The following is an 18393-nucleotide window of genomic DNA, read 5'->3' on the forward strand; positions in this document are numbered from 1 at the left end:
AACACATTTTTAGTGATGACTTCACCCCTCTGGCGCGCGCTCGCGCTTATCGCCTGTACGCTCGCTGCCAGCGAGGCGCTGGCAGCGGAACCCGCCCCTCTTCCGATCGAGGGTTTCTTCAAGCGGCCCGTGATGACGGGCGCCAGCATCTCCCCCGATGGTCACTTCGTGGCAATGCGCACGCAGTCGGCAAATGGCCGCAACATCCTGGTCGTCGTCAACACCGACACGCACGAGCAGAAAGTCCTGGCCAACTACGGCAACGCCGATATCGATATCTTCTATTGGCTGAGCGACAAGCGCCTGGCCTTTTCGGTCATCAACGTCGATCATGGTGGCGGCATCGGCGAACCGGGCCTGTATGCGGTTGACCGCGACGGCGGCGATTTTTCCGCACTGACGCTCACCATCAGGAAACCACGCTCCTTCGCCGATACCGATTTCTCCAACAACAGCACGCTGGCCGGCACGGCGCTGCACGGTTTCGCCGCGCGCAAGCAGGAGGCCATGTTCGCGATGGCGCGCTGGGAGGACCGGGAAGAACTGGTCCGCCTCAACACCCGCACTGCCGCCCGTACCGCCATGCGTACCCCCACCAGAACCTTCAACTGGCTGATCGACGCCGACGGCGATCCGCGCATCGCCGTATCGCGGCGCAAGGAAGAAAACGTTGTGTTTTACAAGGACGACGGCAGCTGGCGCCAGATCGCCGCCTTTAGCCCGCTGAGCCCGGACGCTTTCGAACCGCTGCTGTTCGTTGATGGCACGCTGTTCATACGCGCCTACAACGGCGCCAACGAATCGTCCATCTACCGCTACGACCTGAAAAAAAACGCCATCATTCCCGAGCCGGTCATCACGGCGCCGGGTTTCGACGCCGAGGGACACTTCCTGGTGGACGAAAAACGGATGCTGGGTTACCAGCTCAAGCTCGAAACCGACACCACGGTATGGTTCGACAAGGACATGAAGGCACTGCAGGCCGACATCGATGCGCTGTCGCCCGGCACGGTTAACAACATCTCGTGCGGCGATCGCAATGCAACGCCTTTCGTGCTCATCGACAGCTACTCGGATGTGCAAAGCCACACCTATCTGCTCTACAACCGGCAGACCAGGAAGCTGCTGAAGCTGGGCGCGGCCTATCCCGACCTCGACATCATGCGCATGGCGGCCACGAAGATGCTCCGTTATCCAGCACGCGACGGCATGCAGATACCGGCCTACGTCACCCTGCCCAACGAGGGACCGAAGAAGATGCTGCCGACCGTGGTGCTGATGGGCGAAACGCAGTGGACGCGCAACGGCTCCTGGGGCTGGGACGACGAGGTACAGTTCCTGGCGTCGCGCGGCTATCTTGTGCTGCGCCCCGATCCACGCGGCGTCGGCGGCTTTGGCCGCGCCCATAGGGAGGCTGGCGCCAGGCAATGGGGACGCGCCATCCAGGACGACATCGCCGACGCAGTCAAATGGTCGGTGCAGCAGGGCTATACCGATCCGGCGCGCGTCTGCATCGCGGGCTCGGGCTACGGCGGCTATGCGGCGATGATGGGACTGATCCGCGATCCGCAGGTATTCAAATGTGGCATCAGTTGGTCCGGCATCACCGATATCGGCATCATGTTCAAGAACGATTGGGATGGTCTTGCCGCCACACGCGCCACGACGGAGCTGCGCGCCATGGTGGGCGATTCCAAGCTGGACGCAGCACAGTTCAACGACGTTTCGCCGCTACAGAACGCAGCGCGCATACAGCAGCCGGTGCTGCTCGCCTACGGCAAGGAGGACAAGCGGGTGCAGTTCTCCGACGGCCTCAAGTTTTACGAAAAGCTCAGCGCCACCAATCCCCGCGTGGAATGGCTGACCTATGCGCCCAGCGTGAGTGACTGGAAAACCCAGGCTAACCGCATCGATCTGTGGAGGCACATCGAAGCCTTCCTGGGACGGAATATCGGCCCGTCCATGCCGGCCAAATAGGCAGCTTGATGTAGACCACGTTTTACCTGGTCGGCATCACGCTGATCACGCTGCGGCTCAGGTCGATGCCCTTGATCTGCACCGAACCGAAATTGCTGGTGTCGTTGACGCCGGCGCGGATGTTGTGCAGATCGAGTTCGCCTATGGTCGCCGGCAACGCCAGGTTGATCGAACCGTCCGCGTTCATGCGCGGCACGTTGCCGTTGGGGCCGTAGACCACATCCCTGGCCGTGACATCGGCGTTCAGCACGCCCAGCAACGGAAACAGGACCGATCCCATCCGGGCAGCCTTGCCGTCGGCCGCGCCGCCGGACAAACCATGCAGGGGAAACAGGCTCCGGTTCAGCGAGCGCGCCGGCAGGCGCGGCGCCGGCGCCGGGATCGGCGTCGACACGCCGCGCAATTCGGCATCGTTCAGGGCATGCAGCCTGGCTGCGGCCTCGTCGCCCCGGGCGACGGTGGCGGCGCCCAGCAGGGCGATGGCGGCGAACATCTGGACGACGGTCATTTCTGCACCTTGGAGTGAGTTTTCATGTCGGCATGCCGAGTGTGATGACATAATTATAATGCCAATCACCAAAGCCAGGGCAAGGTGCTACACTAGGAAAAGACCACCACCGCGACATCCGGGAGCTGACCACCTATGTGCGCCGACTGGCACTTGTGAGACCGCATGGACGACGCCGACAACCAGCCCGCGCCCTACAGTGACGGGCGGCTGCACGCCCGTCCCGCGCTGCTGCGCCGGCAAGCCACCGCCCTGCCCTTGCCGCTGCCGCCCGGCAGCCACCGGCTGGGCTTCCCCAACCATCGCCACGCCCGCCTGCATGTGCCGCCGCACGACGGCGTCACGCCGCTGCCCTTGCTGGTGCTGCTGCACGGCGCCGGCGGCCAGCACGGCGGCGGCGACGCCATCGCGCTGGCGCACGCCGCCCTGCACGGCTCGCTGCTGCTGATGCCGGAGGCGCTGTCGACCAGCTGGGATGTGCTGCGCGGCGGCTACGGCCCCGACCTGGCCTTCATCGACCGCCTGCTGGTGTGGACCATGCAGCGCTACCTGGTCGACGCCGACGCCGTCACCCTCGGCGGCTTTTCCGACGGCGCCTCGTATGCGCTGTCGGTCGGCCTGATGAACGGCGAACTGTTTTCCGACATCCTGGCGTTCTCGCCCGGCTTCATGGCGCCGCTGCGGCGCAGCGGAATGCCGCGCGTGTTCATCGCCCATGGCAAGGGCGACCAGGTGCTGTCGGTGGAACGGGGCAAGGCCATCGCCGTGCGCCTGGCCGGCGAAGGCTACGCCGTGCGCTATGCGGAATTCGACGGCGCCCACGTGGTGTCGGCGCCGGTGGCGCACGCCGCGCTGCGCCAGCTGACGGCGCGCTAGGCGGCGCCGTCCGGCGTCGTCTGCGGCGTGGTCTCCGGCGCTGCGGCTGGCGTGGCGGCCACGCCGACCTGGTTGCGGCCGGCCGACTTGGCCGCGTACAGCGCCTTGTCGGCCGCCGCCACCAGCTGGCCGGAGCTGTCGCCGCGGCGCGGCGCCATCGCCGCCACGCCGGCGCTGATGGTCACCCTGCCGAACGGGCTGCCGCGGTGCGCGGTCTGCAGCGCCTCGATCGCCAGCCGGATGCGCTCGGCCACCGCCCGGGCGCCATCGAGCTCGGTGTTCGGCAGCAGGATGGCGATTTCTTCGCCGCCGTAGCGCGCCACCACGTCGCCGGCGCGCTTGGGCGTCAACACGCGGATCAGCTTGCTCACGGCGCGCAGGCAATCGTCGCCGGCGCCGTGGCCGTACAAGTCGTTGTACTGCTTGAAGTAGTCGACGTCGATCATCACGAAGGCCAGCGTGTCGGCATGGCGCATGGCGCGGCTGAACTCATTGCCGAGCGTGACGTCGAGCTGGCGGCGGTTGGCCAGCCCGGTCAGGCCGTCCTGCATCGCCAGCCGCTCCAGCGTGCGGTTGGCGCCTTCCAGCGCGTCGCGCGCCTGCAACAGCTCGGCCTGGGCCTGCACCCGGAGATTGATCTGGGCCACCAGGCGCTTGCCGAAAAAGCCCAGCAGCGCGGCCAGCACGATCACGCCGATCGAGCGCATGAAGCTGTCGTGGCGCCAGTGCTCCAGCATCTCCTCCTGCGACAGCGCGGCCGTCACGAACAGCGGATAGTGCTCCAGCGCGCGGTAGCTGTTGTAGCGCACTTCGGCGTCGTTGGGCGAGACGAACAGGCCGTGGCCGTTGGGCCGGGCGCGGTAGGCCTGGACCAGCGGGCTGTCGCGCAGGTCGATGCCGATCCGCTGGTCGTCGAACGGCTGGCGCAGCATCAGTACGCCCTGGCTGGAGATCAGCGCCACCGCGCCGCGCGCGCCGATGTCGAAGCTCTGGTAGAAGCGGCGGAAGTAGTCGATGTCCAGCGTGGCCAGCGCCACGCCGCCGAAGCTGCCGTCGGCCCGGTCGATGCGGCGCGATACCGGTATGATCCACTTGCCGCTGCTGCGGCTGATCACCGGATGGCCGACATGCGGTCCGCGCCCGGCGTGGGTGCGGTGGTACATAAAGTATTCGCGGTCGGCGTTGTTGAGCGAGGCGCCCAGCACGGCGGGCGAGTTGACCAGCCACTGGCCGCCGGCGTCGTAGATGAACAGGCCGGCCAGCTGCGGCAGGTTGCTCACGTGTACCAGCATCTGCCGGCGCACCCGCGCCAGCTGCGGCGCGTCCACGCCGTCGGTCTCGATGCGCTCGACCAGATCGGCCAGCGCGGTGTCGGCGGCCTTGATGGTGTCGTCGGCGTGCTGCGCCATGGCGCGCGCCACGTTCGAGGTCAGCCGCTCCATCTCCAGCAGCTGGGCGTCGCGCGCGATCAGGCTGCGCCAGACGTCGACCGCCACCAGCGACAGGCAGACCACGCCGACAAACAGCGTCGCCCAGAACGTGATCGTATAGCGTTTAAACATGGCGGCGCATGGCTCAGCCCGCCGGCAGCATGGGCTGCAGGCTGCGCCACACCAGCTCCGGCGTCAGCTTGACCATGCAATCCTGGTGGCCCAGCGGGCACTCGCGCTGCTTGCACGGCGCGCAGGCCAGCCGCAGCGACAACGCCGCCGCCAGCTCGGAAAACGGCGGCGCGTGGTCGGGATCGGTGGGCCCGTACAGCGCCACCACCGGCCGGTTCAGCGCCGAGGCGATGTGCAGCAGGCCGGAATCGTTGGCGACCACGGCGGCGCTGGCGGCGATCAGGGCGATGGCCTCGGCCAGGCTGGTCGAACCGGCCAGGTTGAACGCGGCGCCGGCCGCCACGCCGGCCGCCACGTCGGCGCAGGCCGGCTGGTCCTTGGGCGAGCCCAGCAAGACGATCTGGGTGGCGCCGTCGCGCGCCAGGATGGCTTGCGCCAGGCCGGCGAAGTGCGCCGCCGGCCAGCGCTTGGCGCCGCCGAACTCGGCGCCCGGCGCGAACGCCACCAGCGGCCGCGCCGGGTCGAGGCCGTGGCGTTGCAGCACGGCGGCGATCTGCTCGGCGCCGACCGCCATGCGCGGCTTGGGCAAGGCGGCGCGCCGGGCAGCGTCCTGCAGCGCCAGCGGCGCCGTCGCCAGCGCGGCGTAGAACGCCACCATCGGCCGCGGCGGCGTTTCATCATGGTGCATCACGTTGATCAGGCCGTGCCGGCTCTCGCCCTTGTAGCCGACCCGGCGGCCGATGCCGGCCAGCCAGGGGATCAGCGCGTACTTGATGGTGTTGGGCAGCACGTAGGCGTCGGCATAGCCGCGCTGGCGCAGCAGGCGCGCATACTTCCAGCGCTCCTTCAGTTGCAGCGCGCCGTGGCGGAACGGGGTTTCCAGCACCTGGTCGACTTCGGCCATCTGCCGCCACACCGGCGACACCGCCGGCGGCGCCAGCACGTCGATCGGCCGCTCGGGATGGGCCGCGCGCAGCAGCTGCAGCAAGGGCTGGGCCATGACGGCGTCGCCGATCCAGTTGGGGGAAATGACCAGGGTGCGCGGGACGCTCCCGGCGGTGACGTTTTTATCTTGTAACACGGAGTCTTTCATCGTCAGGCCGGTGGCCCATGCCGGCTCGATTATCGCCCATCGCAGCCACAGCGACAAGCCGGAACCGCCCCGCCGACGCTGCTATAATCGGCCTTTTCGCTACGGCCGTACGGCCCTTCCCGCGTGACCATGAATCCAGCCAGCTCCTCGACGCCGCAAACCGAATATGGCGGACCGCTTTCCTCCACGATGATCTTCCTGCTGCCGGCGCTGGCGCTGTCGAGCAAGGTCGGCCTCGGCCTGGTCCAGCTGCTGATCCTGGTGCTGCTGTTCCGCCGCGGCCCGCTGATGCTGGCGCTGTACCGGCGCCACTGGAGCGACATCGGCGGCGTGGTGATGGCCTTCGGCGGCTACTTCCTGATATCGCTGCTGCGCCTGCTGCTGGACCACCAGAGCCTGCGCACCCTGGACGGGCCGTCGCGCCTGCTGTTCGGCCTCAGCTGCATCGGCGTGATGTACTACCTGCGCCCGCGCGCCCGCCATTTCTGGCTGGGCCTGGGCTTTGCCGCGGTGCTGTCGGCGCTGGTCGCGCTGTACCAGGTCACGCTGGGCGGCCTGGACCGGGCGATCGGCTTCACCCACCACGAAATCACCTTCGGCGACCTGGCGCTGGCCTGCGGCCTGATGTCGCTGTGCGGCCTGAGCGACCTGCGCAACACCCGCTTCTCCTGGCTGCCCGTGGCCGGCCTGCTGTGCGGCCTGGTGGCCTCGATGCTGTCGGCCTCGCGCGGCGGCTGGCTGGCGCTGCCGCTGGTGCTGATACCGGTCGCCCGCTACGGCGCGCGGCTGTACGGCCGCCGCCTGCTGGCCGTGGGCGCGGTCCTGCTGGCGCTGGTGGTGCTGGCGTTCGCCGTGCCGGCCACCGGCGTGGCGGTGCGGATCGGCCAGGCTTTCGCGGACATCAACAACTATCTGCTGCTGGGCGACGCCAACACCTCGGTCGGCATCCGCCTGGAGCTGTGGAAGGCTTCGTGGATGATGTTTGTCGAACATCCGTGGCTGGGCGTGGGGCGCGACCAGTTCGACGTCGCGCTGCACGCGCTGGCGGCCCAGGGCCGTCTGCAGCAGTCGGCGGCGCTGCTCTACAGCAGCAGCCACAACGACATGCTGAACTGCCTGGCCACCGGCGGCCTGCTCGACTTCAGCCTGCTGCTGACGATGTATATCGCGCCGCTGTGCTTCTTCGCCGGCCAGCTGCGCCGCCCGGACCAGGGCCAGCACCCGCTGGCGCTGGCCGGCCTGGTGGTGGTGGTGGCGTTCTTCGCGTTCGGCCTGACCGACGTGATGTTCTGGCTGATGATGCCGAAAGTGTTTTACGTGATGATGGTGTGCAGCCTGGTCGGCATGTGCCTGGCCGCGCAATACCCGGCGCCGGTGCCGCGCCGCATCCTGATCGCCCGCACCGACAACATCGGCGACGTGGTGCTGACCTTGCCGCTGGCGGGCTACCTGAAGCAGTTGTATCCGCAGGTCGAAGTGGTGTTCCTGTGCCGCCGCTACGCCGCCGCCGTGGTGGCGCAGTGCCGCCACGTCGACCGGGTGCTGACGCTGGAAGAGCTGGGCGACGACTGGGCGGACGGCCTGGCGCAGAGCGGCTGCGACACCATGATCTTCACCTTCCCGCAGCGCAAGCTGGCGGCGGCGGCGCGCCGCTCCGGCATCCAGCGCCGCATCGGCAGCAGCCACCGCATCCACCACTGGTACCACTGCAACCGCCTGGCGACCTTCAGCCGCGCCAATTCGCCGCTGCATGAGGCGCAGCTGAACTTCAAGCTGCTGCTGCCGCTGGGCGTGGACGTGGAGCCGCCGCTGGAACAGTTGAAGACCATGTACGGCCTGGACACGCCGCGCCATCCGGCCGCCGACGCCGTGCTGGCCGCTCCCGGCTTCAAGCTGATCCTGCATCCCAAGTCCAACGGCAACGGCCGCGAATGGCCGCTGCAGCACTACACGGCGCTGGCCCGCCTGCTGGGCGCGGCCGACGGCGTGCGCGTGCTGGTCACCGGCAGCGCGGCCGAGGGCGAGCTGCTGGCAAAACAGGCGCCGGAGTTGCTGGCCTTGCCGAACGTGGAGAATCTGTGCGGCCGCCTGGACCTGGACGGTTTCACCGCCCTGATCGGCGGCTGCGACGGCCTGATCGCCAGCGGCACCGGGCCGCTGCACCTGGCGTCCGCGCTGGGCCGGCCGGCGCTGGGCCTGTTCCCGCCGCTCAAGCCGATCGACATCGTGCGCTGGGGCGCGCTGGGCCCGCGCGCGCGCAGCCTGTGCACGCCGGTGGCCTGCGGCCATTGCGAAGACCCGGCGCGCTGCACCTGCATGCTGGCGATCACGCCGGAGCAGGTGTTGCAAGTGGTGGCAGCGTGGCGCGCCGAGGCGCTGGTGCCGGCCTGAAGTATCGTGGTCGTGGTCGCGATCTGATCTGACTATTACCCAGTTTCAGTCAGATCAGGTCACAATCACTACACTTCATCCCATAAGCCAGCAAATGGCGGATCAGGCTCAACAAGCCGCCATATCTTCTGACATTTCAAACATTGGTACCATTTCTCCGAAACTCCTACGTTGGAATAAGGTACTTTGACGGGGATTTGCATCCATTTCAGGTCATCGTTTAGCCTGGCTTCAAACGCATCAAAATCCGACCATCCAGAAAAATTCACCCACGTCCGAACTGTCATGCAATTGCAAGATAAATTGCTCAGTTCCATAATCGTGCCAATGATCCTTTTTCGGCTTTGCAAGTGATTTGTGTATCACCATCGAACAAACGCTGACTTTTATCACGGAACTAAGCACATCGGAATCGCATTGCCCCACCCAAGACTCTGATTTCCCTTGCCAACGCCGGGTTACTGCATTCAAGCAATCTGATATTTCCCACTATATCGCTTACCGATATTTGGCCATTGGGTTCATCAGCCACGATCTCCGCCCCAACAATCAATGCCTACTAATAGCCCTGGCATGAAGTAGATCTTCAACAAAATGATAGGGGGCCTGCCCTCTAAAGAGACTAGCAATCCAATTCATAGGTAAGGACGTTTCGCCATAATAAGCGCCCGCCAACTGGCCAAAAATCGCTCCAACCGTATCCGAATCACCTGCCAAATTAACTGCCTCCAATACTCCGCTATGAAAATCATCATTTCTATAAAATGCCCAGAGCGCCGCCTCCAGGGTATGTATCACATATCCAGTTGACATGATTTGGTCGCGTTCCTTGTTTTTATATGAACCTCTTGCTATTTCCGCGACTGACGCTATCAGAGGATATTTTTCCCAATAGCCTGAATAGGGAGCGTATAGGCCACTCAGTATTGTTTCTTTACATTCCCCATTCAATGCAGCATATAGCAAAGTGGAAAAATAGCGACAAGCATCAATTGACTCCCGCGCTTGATGAGTTAATTTCGAACTCTCAACAGAGAAATCAATAGATTTCATGAAATCATCAGCATAAAATATGATGATAGGTGCTAACCGCATAAGCGATCCATTACCTGCGCTGAGCGGATCAGAGCTGCCAGAAAATGGATTCCCCGTGATTAGATATTGTTCAATAGCCTGTTTTGTCGTATTTCCGATGTCAAAACACTCTCCAGTGGAACTGTATGCGCCAAATCTATACCAATACGAAAAACAATCCATGAGATGCTTCGGATTAAAGCCTCGGCATTTAATTAAACTATATGCGGTGCAACAGGCCATACTGGAATCATCCGTCCAGTGGCCTTTCTTTAAACAAAATGCCCCCCCAGGTTCCAGATCTGATACTGTTTTTTGATCTCTCTTCAAAAATTCTAACGGCATACCAAGAGCATCACCTAACATAAGCCCCAGCAAGGAACCTCGCGAACGGTCAGCTATCTGAGAGGAATCTGCACCGACCGACGACAAATAATCGATCAAATCACCTCGGTCCACATCGGAATTCAAACTTCTAAAATCCCAATACTCCTCCAGCCACGGAGTCTTCAGTGCTCCATCCTTATTACCTCGAATAGGAAAAAACCCCATATCAACAGGATATTTTCTTCTTTCTGCAACAACATCATCTACATCAGATAGAAATAACACATCAGAGTTTTTCATTACTCAACCTCTTTCAATTTTATCACATGTTTTTTATTGGAAATATCAACTTCCTTCTCAATAACTTGAAATTTTGTTCTTGGCTTAAATAACACTTCAGACTCAGCCTGATATCTCGACAATGAGCTCACATCAACACCTTTAGTGCTCTCAATATAAATTTCTGTATTTCCTGAGAATACGCCCTTTAAGTCACTAGTGGAAGATAAAAATGTTTTATCTTGAAATACTCCATTACTGGGAAATAATTTTCCTATTTCCTCTACAGTAAACTCTGCATCACGTCGCACCAACCCGACAACCTTATATCCGTTCTTTTCCATTTTAATCATTCCAGCCGTAGCTTCATCTACAACTGATTTCCACAAATTATCATTTCCTGCGCGGAGCACCGGATTCATCTCTCTATATAAGTTTGACGTATACCCTCGAATAGAAAGATATTCACTATCCGTCAACAGCGCATCTAAAATTGGGTCAGCTCGTTTGGTCGCTAATCCGACGTTCACAGGGCCAGTTCCCCACTTTTGCTCAAGCAGGCTCCGTGCACTTGCACTTCTCGCTACCGCACTTTGCCCTATCCGCACGCCGTCACCAGCAGGACCAGACAACGATGCGGCGGTGGCTTCGGCTCGGCTCATTGAACGCCCGCCAGCCACGCTTTCTACAATATTAGTACTTGTTTCAGCTGCTCGTAATTCTTTTGCCGTCGAAATGAGTGTTGCAGCCCCCTTGCCTCCCGCTTTCACAATTCCTATCCCGCCGACAAATATCTGCGCCGCCGTGGCGATTGCGTCGCCGCCCTGCTGCGCCGCGTTTTTCAATTCGAATTTTGGAAGGTCGATTCTTTCTGATTGACTACGAGACGCGGCGACGACCTTCGTCAACTCACTAGCCGCGGCCGTTTGGCCAAAAATATTCTGAAGATTCGCTGCCTCATCCAATTCTGATGCTCGTTGTTCAGCAACCGCCTTCAAGAATAGCTCGGCAAGATCAGATGGCATGTTGGCCATCCCTTTCGCAGCACCTACCATACCCTCAACGGGGTGTTTCACTGCCTCTCTGACATTAAAACTCACCCTTTCCAGCCAAGCTTTAATGTGATTTTTTATCTGTAGCGACGTACTCGGCGCAGGCGGATCGGAGGTAGCTATCGCATTCCTGGGGATGGCGTTACTTGCTGAGGGCGTCGTGACATATATCCCTGGATTATTCCCTCCGTTCATCGTGCAGGGATCGCCCTCACGAACAACTTTTTTTCCCTCTATGCGAACGGTGCCGCTTCCATCGACCGGCTTGACCTCACCACTGACCGTGCCGGACTTAACACCCTTTCCCGTACCAGGCTCGTCACCCGTGCAATGCGGTTGCTTGCTCCCATCCAGCACATAGGCAGGGCACCCGTTGAAGTTGACCGAACGCGCGGTGTTGACGCTGTTAGTCAGGTCTTGCACAACGGGATAAGGGATCGGCACCATCGAGGGCCCGATGGGTGTTTTGTTGATTGACGGCGCCGTACTGATAGCCTTAAAGGTTCCCTCCTTGCGAGCACCGATCTTATTGCTGCCCACAGTCGGCGCATTCTGAGTAATCTGTTTGTCCTTATCCGCCCGCGCCTGAAGAGCCGCGATGTTTTTCTCCAACTGTTTTATCCGCGCCGTGTGCTCCTTCATTTCCAACATATAGGCGATCCGATCCGCCGCGGCATCTCCATCTTGGTTCGAGAGCTTCAGGCGATCGCTCATTGGATCCCCGCTGCTTCAACGTTGTGCCGCGAGTATTCGTTGAGGTCACAACGGGCGCGATTCCGCGCTGCGAATGTCCTCATGCGGAACTCACTGGAGTGAACTGCACCGATCTCTTCACATGGAATTGCAACGCGCCAGACCAACGTAAGCGCCCCCTCCTCCGGTTCAACTAGAGCTGTATCAATCGCCAAAGGCCTCGTTGCTATTCTGCCGCCGCCTAGCTGCAAACGAACAAAACACTCATGCTCGGGCAATGTAAGCCGTAGAACCGAGTTCCCTAGGACATTGGTAAGCAACCCCGGTATCCCTTGCGGGCAAAGATTGAATAGCTCAATGACGTCGCCTCCGGTCAAAAACTCAGTCTGCTGATCCAACGGCGCGGCGTTCCAAAGGCTAAAGTCAAAATCTTCTGGCAGCGGACTGTCAGATCTCACGAAGTCATCATCAACCTCGCCGAGCATTGCCCGCCGTTTCGGATGCAACTTGCTACGCACGCCGAACCCCGCAGGATCGGTTTTCATCCAACTCTCATCCGGTGATCTTTGCGCACGCCAAAATTGTCCAGCAGATATCAACGAGTCCGGGTATTCAATCCGGGGCGCTGGCATGCAGGTTTTTCGGCTGGCCTGCAAATACCAATGTGGCGCAAAACCACTACCAACAGCATTCGATTCGAATACAGCATGCGCCACGGGCGCCGCCAAATTAGCTGCGCCCGCGTCTGGATGAGTTTCTAACTGCTGTGATGTGAGTCGATACTTCGAGGGCACCCTCTTAGCGGCCGGTTCGTCGCAGTCAATCCGGCACTCTCCGCCATACGCCAGTTCGTAACGCACGGGCAACGAGGTGAACAACTTCGGAGCGGTAAGTTTCCATGGATTGGGACGCAGCAGAAAAAGCGTTCCCATTCTGGCCAGCCAGTTTGTGAGCCGGATAAATTTTGATTTTTTTCTGAAGAGACGTTCGCCCGAAATTCTCAAAACCTTCTCAATCAAGCGAAGGTCGCCTCGTACGATTTTCAGGCCAGCAAAAAAATACTTGACGGGCTTGCCCTTGGGCGCATAGGCAGTCGCATTGACAATGACGTCGCACCTAGGTTTGTATGGACAGTAATCGGATTCCTGGCGAAGACTTCCAACGTAGTCATCGCCAAAGTAGCAGTCCCTGTCGCACAAAGGCGACTGCGTGTCCGCATACCTCAATACACCTGTGGAGAAGTCCAAAGTTTGCCGCAACACGAACACATAAAATTTCTGTTCATGCTGATCGATCGCCTCAAAAGCCTGTGCCGGAAACAGCGTGTGGTTGACTATGCTCATCGTAGAGACTTAGTTGATATCCACGTCTTTACCATTGATATGGACCGGACCGGACGCACTGATGTCAATACTGGTTCCGCTAATCTTGATGACGCCATTCGACGTTAACTTCAGGCTGGCACTGCCTACGATGACTTCAAACGAATCCGCCGCTACAACGGAGTATCCCTTGCCGACCAGAGTTCTTTTATCAGCGGCGATTTCCTCAAACTGTGAAAGCGCGACCAAGGTGTTCATCGCAGCGCCGACGGTCACTCCGTACGCACCACCCACTGTCAGCGCCTTCGCCAGCCCTATCGTTTCCTCCTTGGTCAAGCCCACCCGCTCGCTTTTTGTCTGGGCAATCGTGACGACTTCATTCCCACCCACCGCCTCGATCCGGTTGCCACCAATATCAACGTTTTCTTCGTGATCAACCCGCTCTTCTCGATTATTGTGGATGGTGATCTTCTCATCGTTACCAACCGTCTCAGTACGGTCATGCTTGACCGCCACCACCTCGTCACGACCAACGCTCTTCGTCCGATCATTACCCACCGAGTGCGATTCATCGTGTTCAACTTCAATGCGCTGGTCTTTCTCCGCGTGAAGCCACACCTCCTCGGAGCCCTTCAAATCTTCAAAGCGAAGCGCGTTGGCGTTCTCCGATTTTCCGCCAATACTCGACCGAGTGACCAAGCCGCTTTGCGTCTTGTTTGCCGGCAGCTCCCACGGCGGCATATTGGCTGAGTTATAGACGCTGCCGACGATCAATGGCCGGTCGCAATTCCCGTCCAAGAACTGCACCACCACCTCCTGGCCTATGCGCGGAACGCTGATCTGCCCGAAACCGGAACCCGCGGCACTGCTCATCACCCGCACCCATGGCGAGCTCTTCTCGTTGTATTCGCCCGTCCGGTCCCAGTGGAATTGCACCCTCACACGACCGTACTCATCCGTATAGATCTCTTCCCCTTTTGGCCCAACCACGATAGCTGTTTGGACGCCATAGATCCGGGTGTCGTTGCTGTGCATGCCTAACTGCGGCCGCCAGCGTATGGTTCTGCGCAGGCAGGTAAAGCGGTTGCTGTAGTGCGAAGCAGTGCCTTGTCCATCGTGATAATTATTACTGGCGGTGTGCCGCACGGACAGAATCAGATACTCACGTTCGGCCTTGTCGCTGCCGGCCATGGCACAATCACCGCTGTTGTTGTAGCCGCCGCTGAAATGGCCAGTCATGGTGAAGCACCGGCCCGGCTGCGCGGCGCGTTCGTTACTTTCGGCGATAAAGTCCTGCCCACGAGCGTCGATGATGTCCATCCTGCGATGCGCCAACGCCTCGCCGTCATCGTCATCCTTGAAACCATATGCACCGGCATCCAGGTAGACTTCATACGATTCGATGGCGCCTTGTTCGTTGAGCGATGGCCGCTCCATGCGATCGCTACGCGACTGCTTGAAGTTGTAACTGTTCACAGCCACTTTGCCCGACGACGCCAGCCGTACCGGCGTCCACCGGCTGATGCCGTCGTGCTCCCTTGATCCGGCCTGGCTTTGATATGCGACTTCGCCGCTGCCGGGTATGCCCTCCGCTTGCGTGCTGTCGTCACCGATGCAGAGTGTGTGCCCATCTTCGCTGTGCTCATACCAGTAATGCATTCCCGCCGCCTCCAGCCGGCGATGCAGGTGGTTATGATCGCTTTCGTTGTACTGCACCGCCATCGTCAGATCGGGCGTTGCCCCAATCAGGCGATATTCGTAATCGCGCTGAAGATAGTTCTCGAAGGTCTGATCGAACAACTCGGTCAGGCTAAGGTTCTGGAATACTTTGCAGTCGCCGCGCAAGCGCAGAAAGGCGAGCCATGGTTTCAACACCATCTGGTAAAAGGCGAAGCCACCGTCGGTCTTAATGAAACGGAACTCAAAAACATAACCGTTGAAGTAGCGCAGCGTGCCGTCATCGCGCACCAGCGAGATCGTGACCATCTTGCCGATGACCGATTTCAATGGAATCAGCGCATCGTCGGACAAGACTTCTACCTCGTAGTTAAAATCGCAGGACAGCGCCTCTTCGGCGACGATGGCATTGGCCAGCATGATGCTGTCCGGGCCGTCGCCTTGGGGAAAATCGAGACGCAGCAGACGCTGGCCCTGTGGGTCGTTACTGAAAGCCGCAAGTATCGCTGTGACGCCCTGAAGCAGGTTCATATTGACCAGTCCTTTGTGCGGGAGCTTGAGACGAGTGATCCACTTTAATGATCGCCAGCAGGACTGCCTTGCGGCCGATCATGTTATGGCGCAGCCCGCTTTCAGATCAGGTAGTACAAGTCGTCGCGCGCGACACATGCCTCACCGGACAATAAAAAAGAATCGATGCCCAGCCGCGCCGGTTGGGTGAAGGATGAGCCAGACAGTTGGATGCCGTGGACGTCCTCCGCCCGCAGTATTAGCTGGATCTTGTAAGTCAGCGTTGGCGTCTCGAACATCGAGAGCACCTGACGCAATGCAACGGCGCCGGCGCAGCCAGCGAGGAAATCGTCATACTGCGTTTTGTCCAATGGTCCGAGGCGGATGGTAACGGTCAGGTCACGGCGCCAAACACGCGATCCCAATGCCATGCCGGTATCCAGTTGGCAATTCGCCTGCCCCAGGCGATTCTCATGGCGCTCTTCCAGGCTATGCCATCGCCCCGTATTGGCCTGAACTGAAACCGGAATATTGAAGTAGTCCGCCAGCACGCGCTCGATCATCAGCGCCGAGACTGGGCGTTGGGAAAAGGCCGCCGCATAATAAGCGGCGACCGGATCGGGCAGCGACTGAGCTTTGCTGCCGGACAGCGACAACAGCAACGGCATCAAGGCATCAGGCTGTTCACGGCATGGAAGCTCCAGCCTGTGTTTCTTCCACGCCTGATAAAACAAGGCGACTAATCTGTTGGAAAAAATATCGAGAAAGGCATGCGCACCATCGTTGTTTTCGTTCTTCCGGTAGGCGGCGAGGCGCTCGCCATAATGGCCAGGCAGCGCGCCGTGATTGCCCAGTAACCCAAAGAAAGTAGGCGTGATGCAGATGCGATTGAACTGTCCCTGATTGAGTGCCGCTAAAAGCTCTCCCTCGTCACTGACGCTAGAACAGTCGGCAGCCACGTCCACATCCAACGCCTCGATTTGACTGGCTGGGAAGTTTTGCGAGCTACTATTTCTGAATTGCAGATAGTCCGTCAAGACAACGTGTGGCGGGACACCTTGCGAGACCAGGAGCCGCTCAAGAAGCCTGACCGCCTGGAAGAACTCAAATTGATGTGGCTCTTCAAGCAGCTGCCGGATTAATCCAACAGGACTGCGCCGCTTCGTGGTGGGCATCGTACAAGCTCCTCTCCGCTGCGATTGGAAATGACGATCAATTGGCTAAAAACGTTTATCTGGCAATACAGGCCGAAGAAATGATCCAGCGTTCGCGCGAAAGCGTAAATGCCGCTCCCAACAAAAGCCTCTTCGTCCAGCGTCATACGGATCTCGATACCCGGCATCAGGGAAGCAGTCGGCACGCCCCGTACCCAGGTTGTGACGGTTCGACATTGCAGGCCCGTCACGCCTTGTATCTGACGCAGCGTAAGACTGCTACGGGCAAGGTTATAGAGGGTCAGCATTTCGTGGAACTCATTCAGCCCAACGCTGCTGAGGGATCGATGATTGAGCGTGAGATGAGAGATCAGCCGCCAATGTGCGCCATTGCCGGACTCGAAGCGACGCACGGCACTGGGGCGACGCAGCAACCGCACCGGCGTACGCGCCAGCATGCCGTCCATCGTCAGGTCGCCATCGGGACCGCCGTAGATCAAGGATTCGGGCAGGTGGCGATTGCTGCATAGCAGTTCAACCGACAGCGTCTGAGCCTTCTCCGCAAGCGGCGCCATGTCGGCATCCACCAGACTGACGCGCATCTCGTGGCCTGGGCTGATTTCCGCCGTGATGCTATCGCGCCGCATGATCCAGTAACAAGCCGGTTGTTTCGCTTGCTGGCCGTGACGCATGCTGTAGAAGGGACGAACGCTTTGAATGCCGTCGCGACGCGAGACGTCCGTGATCAAATTGGCGGATTGGATGCCGAAGATCTCATACGCGTCCGGGTTGGCACTGTCCGCCAATAACGCGTAATTAACTGTCGTATGGCGGACGTCCACTGGCGCGGCGGTGCGCTTGAAAAGGTTGACGACAGGCGCGCAGTTCAAGAGCAGATTTCGTTCCGAGAGCTTGCTCAGCGTCTGCGCCAGGTAGCAGCCGTTCTGCACATTCTTGACGACCAGATGCAGCGTAAAGCGACGACATGCGGTTGGCATGGATCGGACAATCTCGCACCATGCCAAATCAAGAAAATTAAACTTCTCCGGGAAGGCAAAGTACTCAGTCAGCAGGCGATATGCCGGATGTGATCGTGCCGAAAACGGTATCAACGCCTGATCTTCGGCATAGCCGACGGTGGAGATGCATGGCTTGCTGATTTCCACCCAAGGTCCATCGTCAACAAACGAGATGTAGGTTGAACAAACGCGCATAAACAGCGTGTCATGCAGCGCGGCACACAGCGTAGGATCGGCGTCAATGAATAGCCGCATCTGCTCGAAGCCAAGCGCGTCCAACGTTGCTCGGCCCGCACTGTCGAATGTGAGCGCAATCGTCGAACTCGCATCCGCGTTCAACCGAATCGAAGCTGGGGCATTGATGATCGGGATATATCGCGCTTCGGCCAATCGAATCGGCGCGACCACGATGTCGGACGTCGTGGCGAATCTGCATTTCACTCCGCGCACCGGCGCGGATTTCAGTATCGTTCCGCGGGGAATGACGGTAACAATCTCGGGCAGTTCGCGCGTCTCGCGCCGGAAATCCAGTTGTATGATCGAACACGCTGGAAAGCTGCGCAGGTAGTGCGGATACAGCATCTCCAACAGCGATTCGGTGAACATTGGATAGTCGTCGTCCAATCGCTTGGAGACACGGGCCGCCAGCAGTGCCGATGCCTGTATCAGGCGCTCGACATGAGGATCCTTGCAGGTATCGCCAGACATCTGCAGGTTGCCTGCGATGCCAGGATATCGTTCAGCAAAACTGCGGCTAAGACGCCGCAACAGTGCCAGTTCGGCTTCGTAATGCGGCAATAGATCTTTCATCGTCCGCTCCCGCGTTTCATGACAGACCATGCTGCCATCAAAGCGGAGTAGCTTAATTGACGAAAAACA

General features: G+C 59.9%; 12 protein-coding genes. 3 read left to right on the forward strand and 9 right to left on the reverse strand.

Going from position 1 to position 18393, the window contains the following annotated elements; translation table 11 throughout:
* Positions 1–15 precede the first annotated feature (15 nt).
* Positions 16–1977 (forward strand): S9 family peptidase, encoded by a 1962-nt coding sequence (locus AC1RMD_RS25475; protein ID WP_492930645.1) that lies wholly within the window; start codon positions 16–18, stop codon positions 1975–1977.
* Between the two features lie 22 nt (positions 1978–1999).
* Here the strand turns inward: AC1RMD_RS25475 and AC1RMD_RS25480 are convergent, their stop codons facing one another.
* Positions 2000–2485, reverse strand: coding sequence for a hypothetical protein (locus AC1RMD_RS25480; RefSeq protein WP_492930647.1), 486 nt, complete (start codon positions 2483–2485; stop codon positions 2000–2002).
* A 165-nt stretch (positions 2486–2650) separates the two neighbouring features.
* On the opposite strand from AC1RMD_RS25480, the gene AC1RMD_RS25485 reads away from it, so the two are divergent.
* Positions 2651–3361, forward strand: a complete 711-nt coding sequence (locus AC1RMD_RS25485) for an alpha/beta hydrolase (RefSeq protein WP_492930649.1) — start codon at positions 2651–2653, stop codon at positions 3359–3361.
* Here the strand turns inward: AC1RMD_RS25485 and AC1RMD_RS25490 are convergent.
* Positions 3358–4923, reverse strand: coding sequence for a GGDEF domain-containing protein (locus AC1RMD_RS25490; RefSeq protein ID WP_492930651.1), 1566 nt, complete (start codon positions 4921–4923; stop codon positions 3358–3360). The genes AC1RMD_RS25485 and AC1RMD_RS25490 overlap by 4 nt on opposite strands.
* Before the next feature lie 13 nt (positions 4924–4936).
* On the reverse strand, positions 4937–6016 hold the full coding sequence (waaF, locus tag AC1RMD_RS25495) for a lipopolysaccharide heptosyltransferase II (RefSeq protein WP_492930653.1): 1080 nt from the start codon (positions 6014–6016) through the stop codon (positions 4937–4939).
* A 129-nt stretch (positions 6017–6145) separates the two neighbouring features.
* On the opposite strand from waaF, the gene AC1RMD_RS25500 reads away from it, so the two are divergent.
* Positions 6146–8407 carry a glycosyltransferase family 9 protein gene (locus tag AC1RMD_RS25500; protein ID WP_492930655.1) on the forward strand — a complete coding sequence of 754 codons (2262 nt, stop codon included), beginning with the start codon at positions 6146–6148 and terminating at the stop codon, positions 8405–8407.
* Between the two features lie 549 nt (positions 8408–8956).
* On the opposite strand, the gene AC1RMD_RS25505 is transcribed toward AC1RMD_RS25500, so the two are convergent.
* From AC1RMD_RS25505 to tssF, 6 genes are all read right to left on the reverse strand, one after another.
* On the reverse strand, positions 8957–10108 hold the full coding sequence (locus AC1RMD_RS25505) for an ADP-ribosylglycohydrolase family protein (protein ID WP_492930657.1): 1152 nt from the start codon (positions 10106–10108) through the stop codon (positions 8957–8959).
* Entirely contained in the window at positions 10108–11853 is a 1746-nt protein-coding gene (locus AC1RMD_RS25510; protein WP_492930659.1) for a PAAR-like domain-containing protein, read from the reverse strand. Before AC1RMD_RS25510 ends, AC1RMD_RS25505 begins: the two co-directional genes overlap by 1 nt.
* On the reverse strand, positions 11850–13175 hold the full coding sequence (locus AC1RMD_RS25515; protein ID WP_492930661.1) for a DUF2169 family type VI secretion system accessory protein: 1326 nt from the start codon (positions 13173–13175) through the stop codon (positions 11850–11852). Before AC1RMD_RS25515 ends, AC1RMD_RS25510 begins: the two co-directional genes overlap by 4 nt.
* A 9-nt stretch (positions 13176–13184) precedes the next feature.
* Positions 13185–15362 (reverse strand): type VI secretion system Vgr family protein, encoded by a 2178-nt coding sequence (locus tag AC1RMD_RS25520; protein ID WP_492930663.1) that lies wholly within the window; start codon positions 15360–15362, stop codon positions 13185–13187.
* Between the two features lie 101 nt (positions 15363–15463).
* Positions 15464–16516 carry a type VI secretion system baseplate subunit TssG gene (gene tssG / locus AC1RMD_RS25525; RefSeq protein ID WP_492930665.1) on the reverse strand — a complete coding sequence of 351 codons (1053 nt, stop codon included), beginning with the start codon at positions 16514–16516 and terminating at the stop codon, positions 15464–15466.
* Complete coding sequence (gene tssF, locus AC1RMD_RS25530) at positions 16480–18324, reverse strand: type VI secretion system baseplate subunit TssF (protein ID WP_492930667.1); 1845 nt, start codon at positions 18322–18324, stop codon at positions 16480–16482. Before tssF ends, tssG begins: the two co-directional genes overlap by 37 nt.
* Between the last annotated feature and the right edge of the window lie 69 nt (positions 18325–18393).

It is taken from the genome of Duganella sp. GW822-FHT06D06, assembly GCF_058799615.1.

Coding starts and splice junctions, on each gene's coding strand:
- AC1RMD_RS25475 (WP_492930645.1), top strand. CDS start 16: ATGACTTCACCCCTCTGGCGCGCGCTCGCGCTTATCGCCTGTACGCTC.
- AC1RMD_RS25480 (WP_492930647.1), bottom strand. CDS start 2,485: ATGACCGTCGTCCAGATGTTCGCCGCCATCGCCCTGCTGGGCGCCGCC.
- AC1RMD_RS25485 (WP_492930649.1), top strand. CDS start 2,651: ATGGACGACGCCGACAACCAGCCCGCGCCCTACAGTGACGGGCGGCTG.
- AC1RMD_RS25490 (WP_492930651.1), bottom strand. CDS start 4,923: ATGTTTAAACGCTATACGATCACGTTCTGGGCGACGCTGTTTGTCGGC.
- waaF (WP_492930653.1), bottom strand. CDS start 6,016: ATGAAAGACTCCGTGTTACAAGATAAAAACGTCACCGCCGGGAGCGTC.
- AC1RMD_RS25500 (WP_492930655.1), top strand. CDS start 6,146: ATGAATCCAGCCAGCTCCTCGACGCCGCAAACCGAATATGGCGGACCG.
- AC1RMD_RS25505 (WP_492930657.1), bottom strand. CDS start 10,108: ATGAAAAACTCTGATGTGTTATTTCTATCTGATGTAGATGATGTTGTT.
- AC1RMD_RS25510 (WP_492930659.1), bottom strand. CDS start 11,853: ATGAGCGATCGCCTGAAGCTCTCGAACCAAGATGGAGATGCCGCGGCG.
- AC1RMD_RS25515 (WP_492930661.1), bottom strand. CDS start 13,175: ATGAGCATAGTCAACCACACGCTGTTTCCGGCACAGGCTTTTGAGGCG.
- AC1RMD_RS25520 (WP_492930663.1), bottom strand. CDS start 15,362: ATGAACCTGCTTCAGGGCGTCACAGCGATACTTGCGGCTTTCAGTAAC.
- tssG (WP_492930665.1), bottom strand. CDS start 16,516: ATGCCCACCACGAAGCGGCGCAGTCCTGTTGGATTAATCCGGCAGCTG.
- tssF (WP_492930667.1), bottom strand. CDS start 18,324: ATGAAAGATCTATTGCCGCATTACGAAGCCGAACTGGCACTGTTGCGG.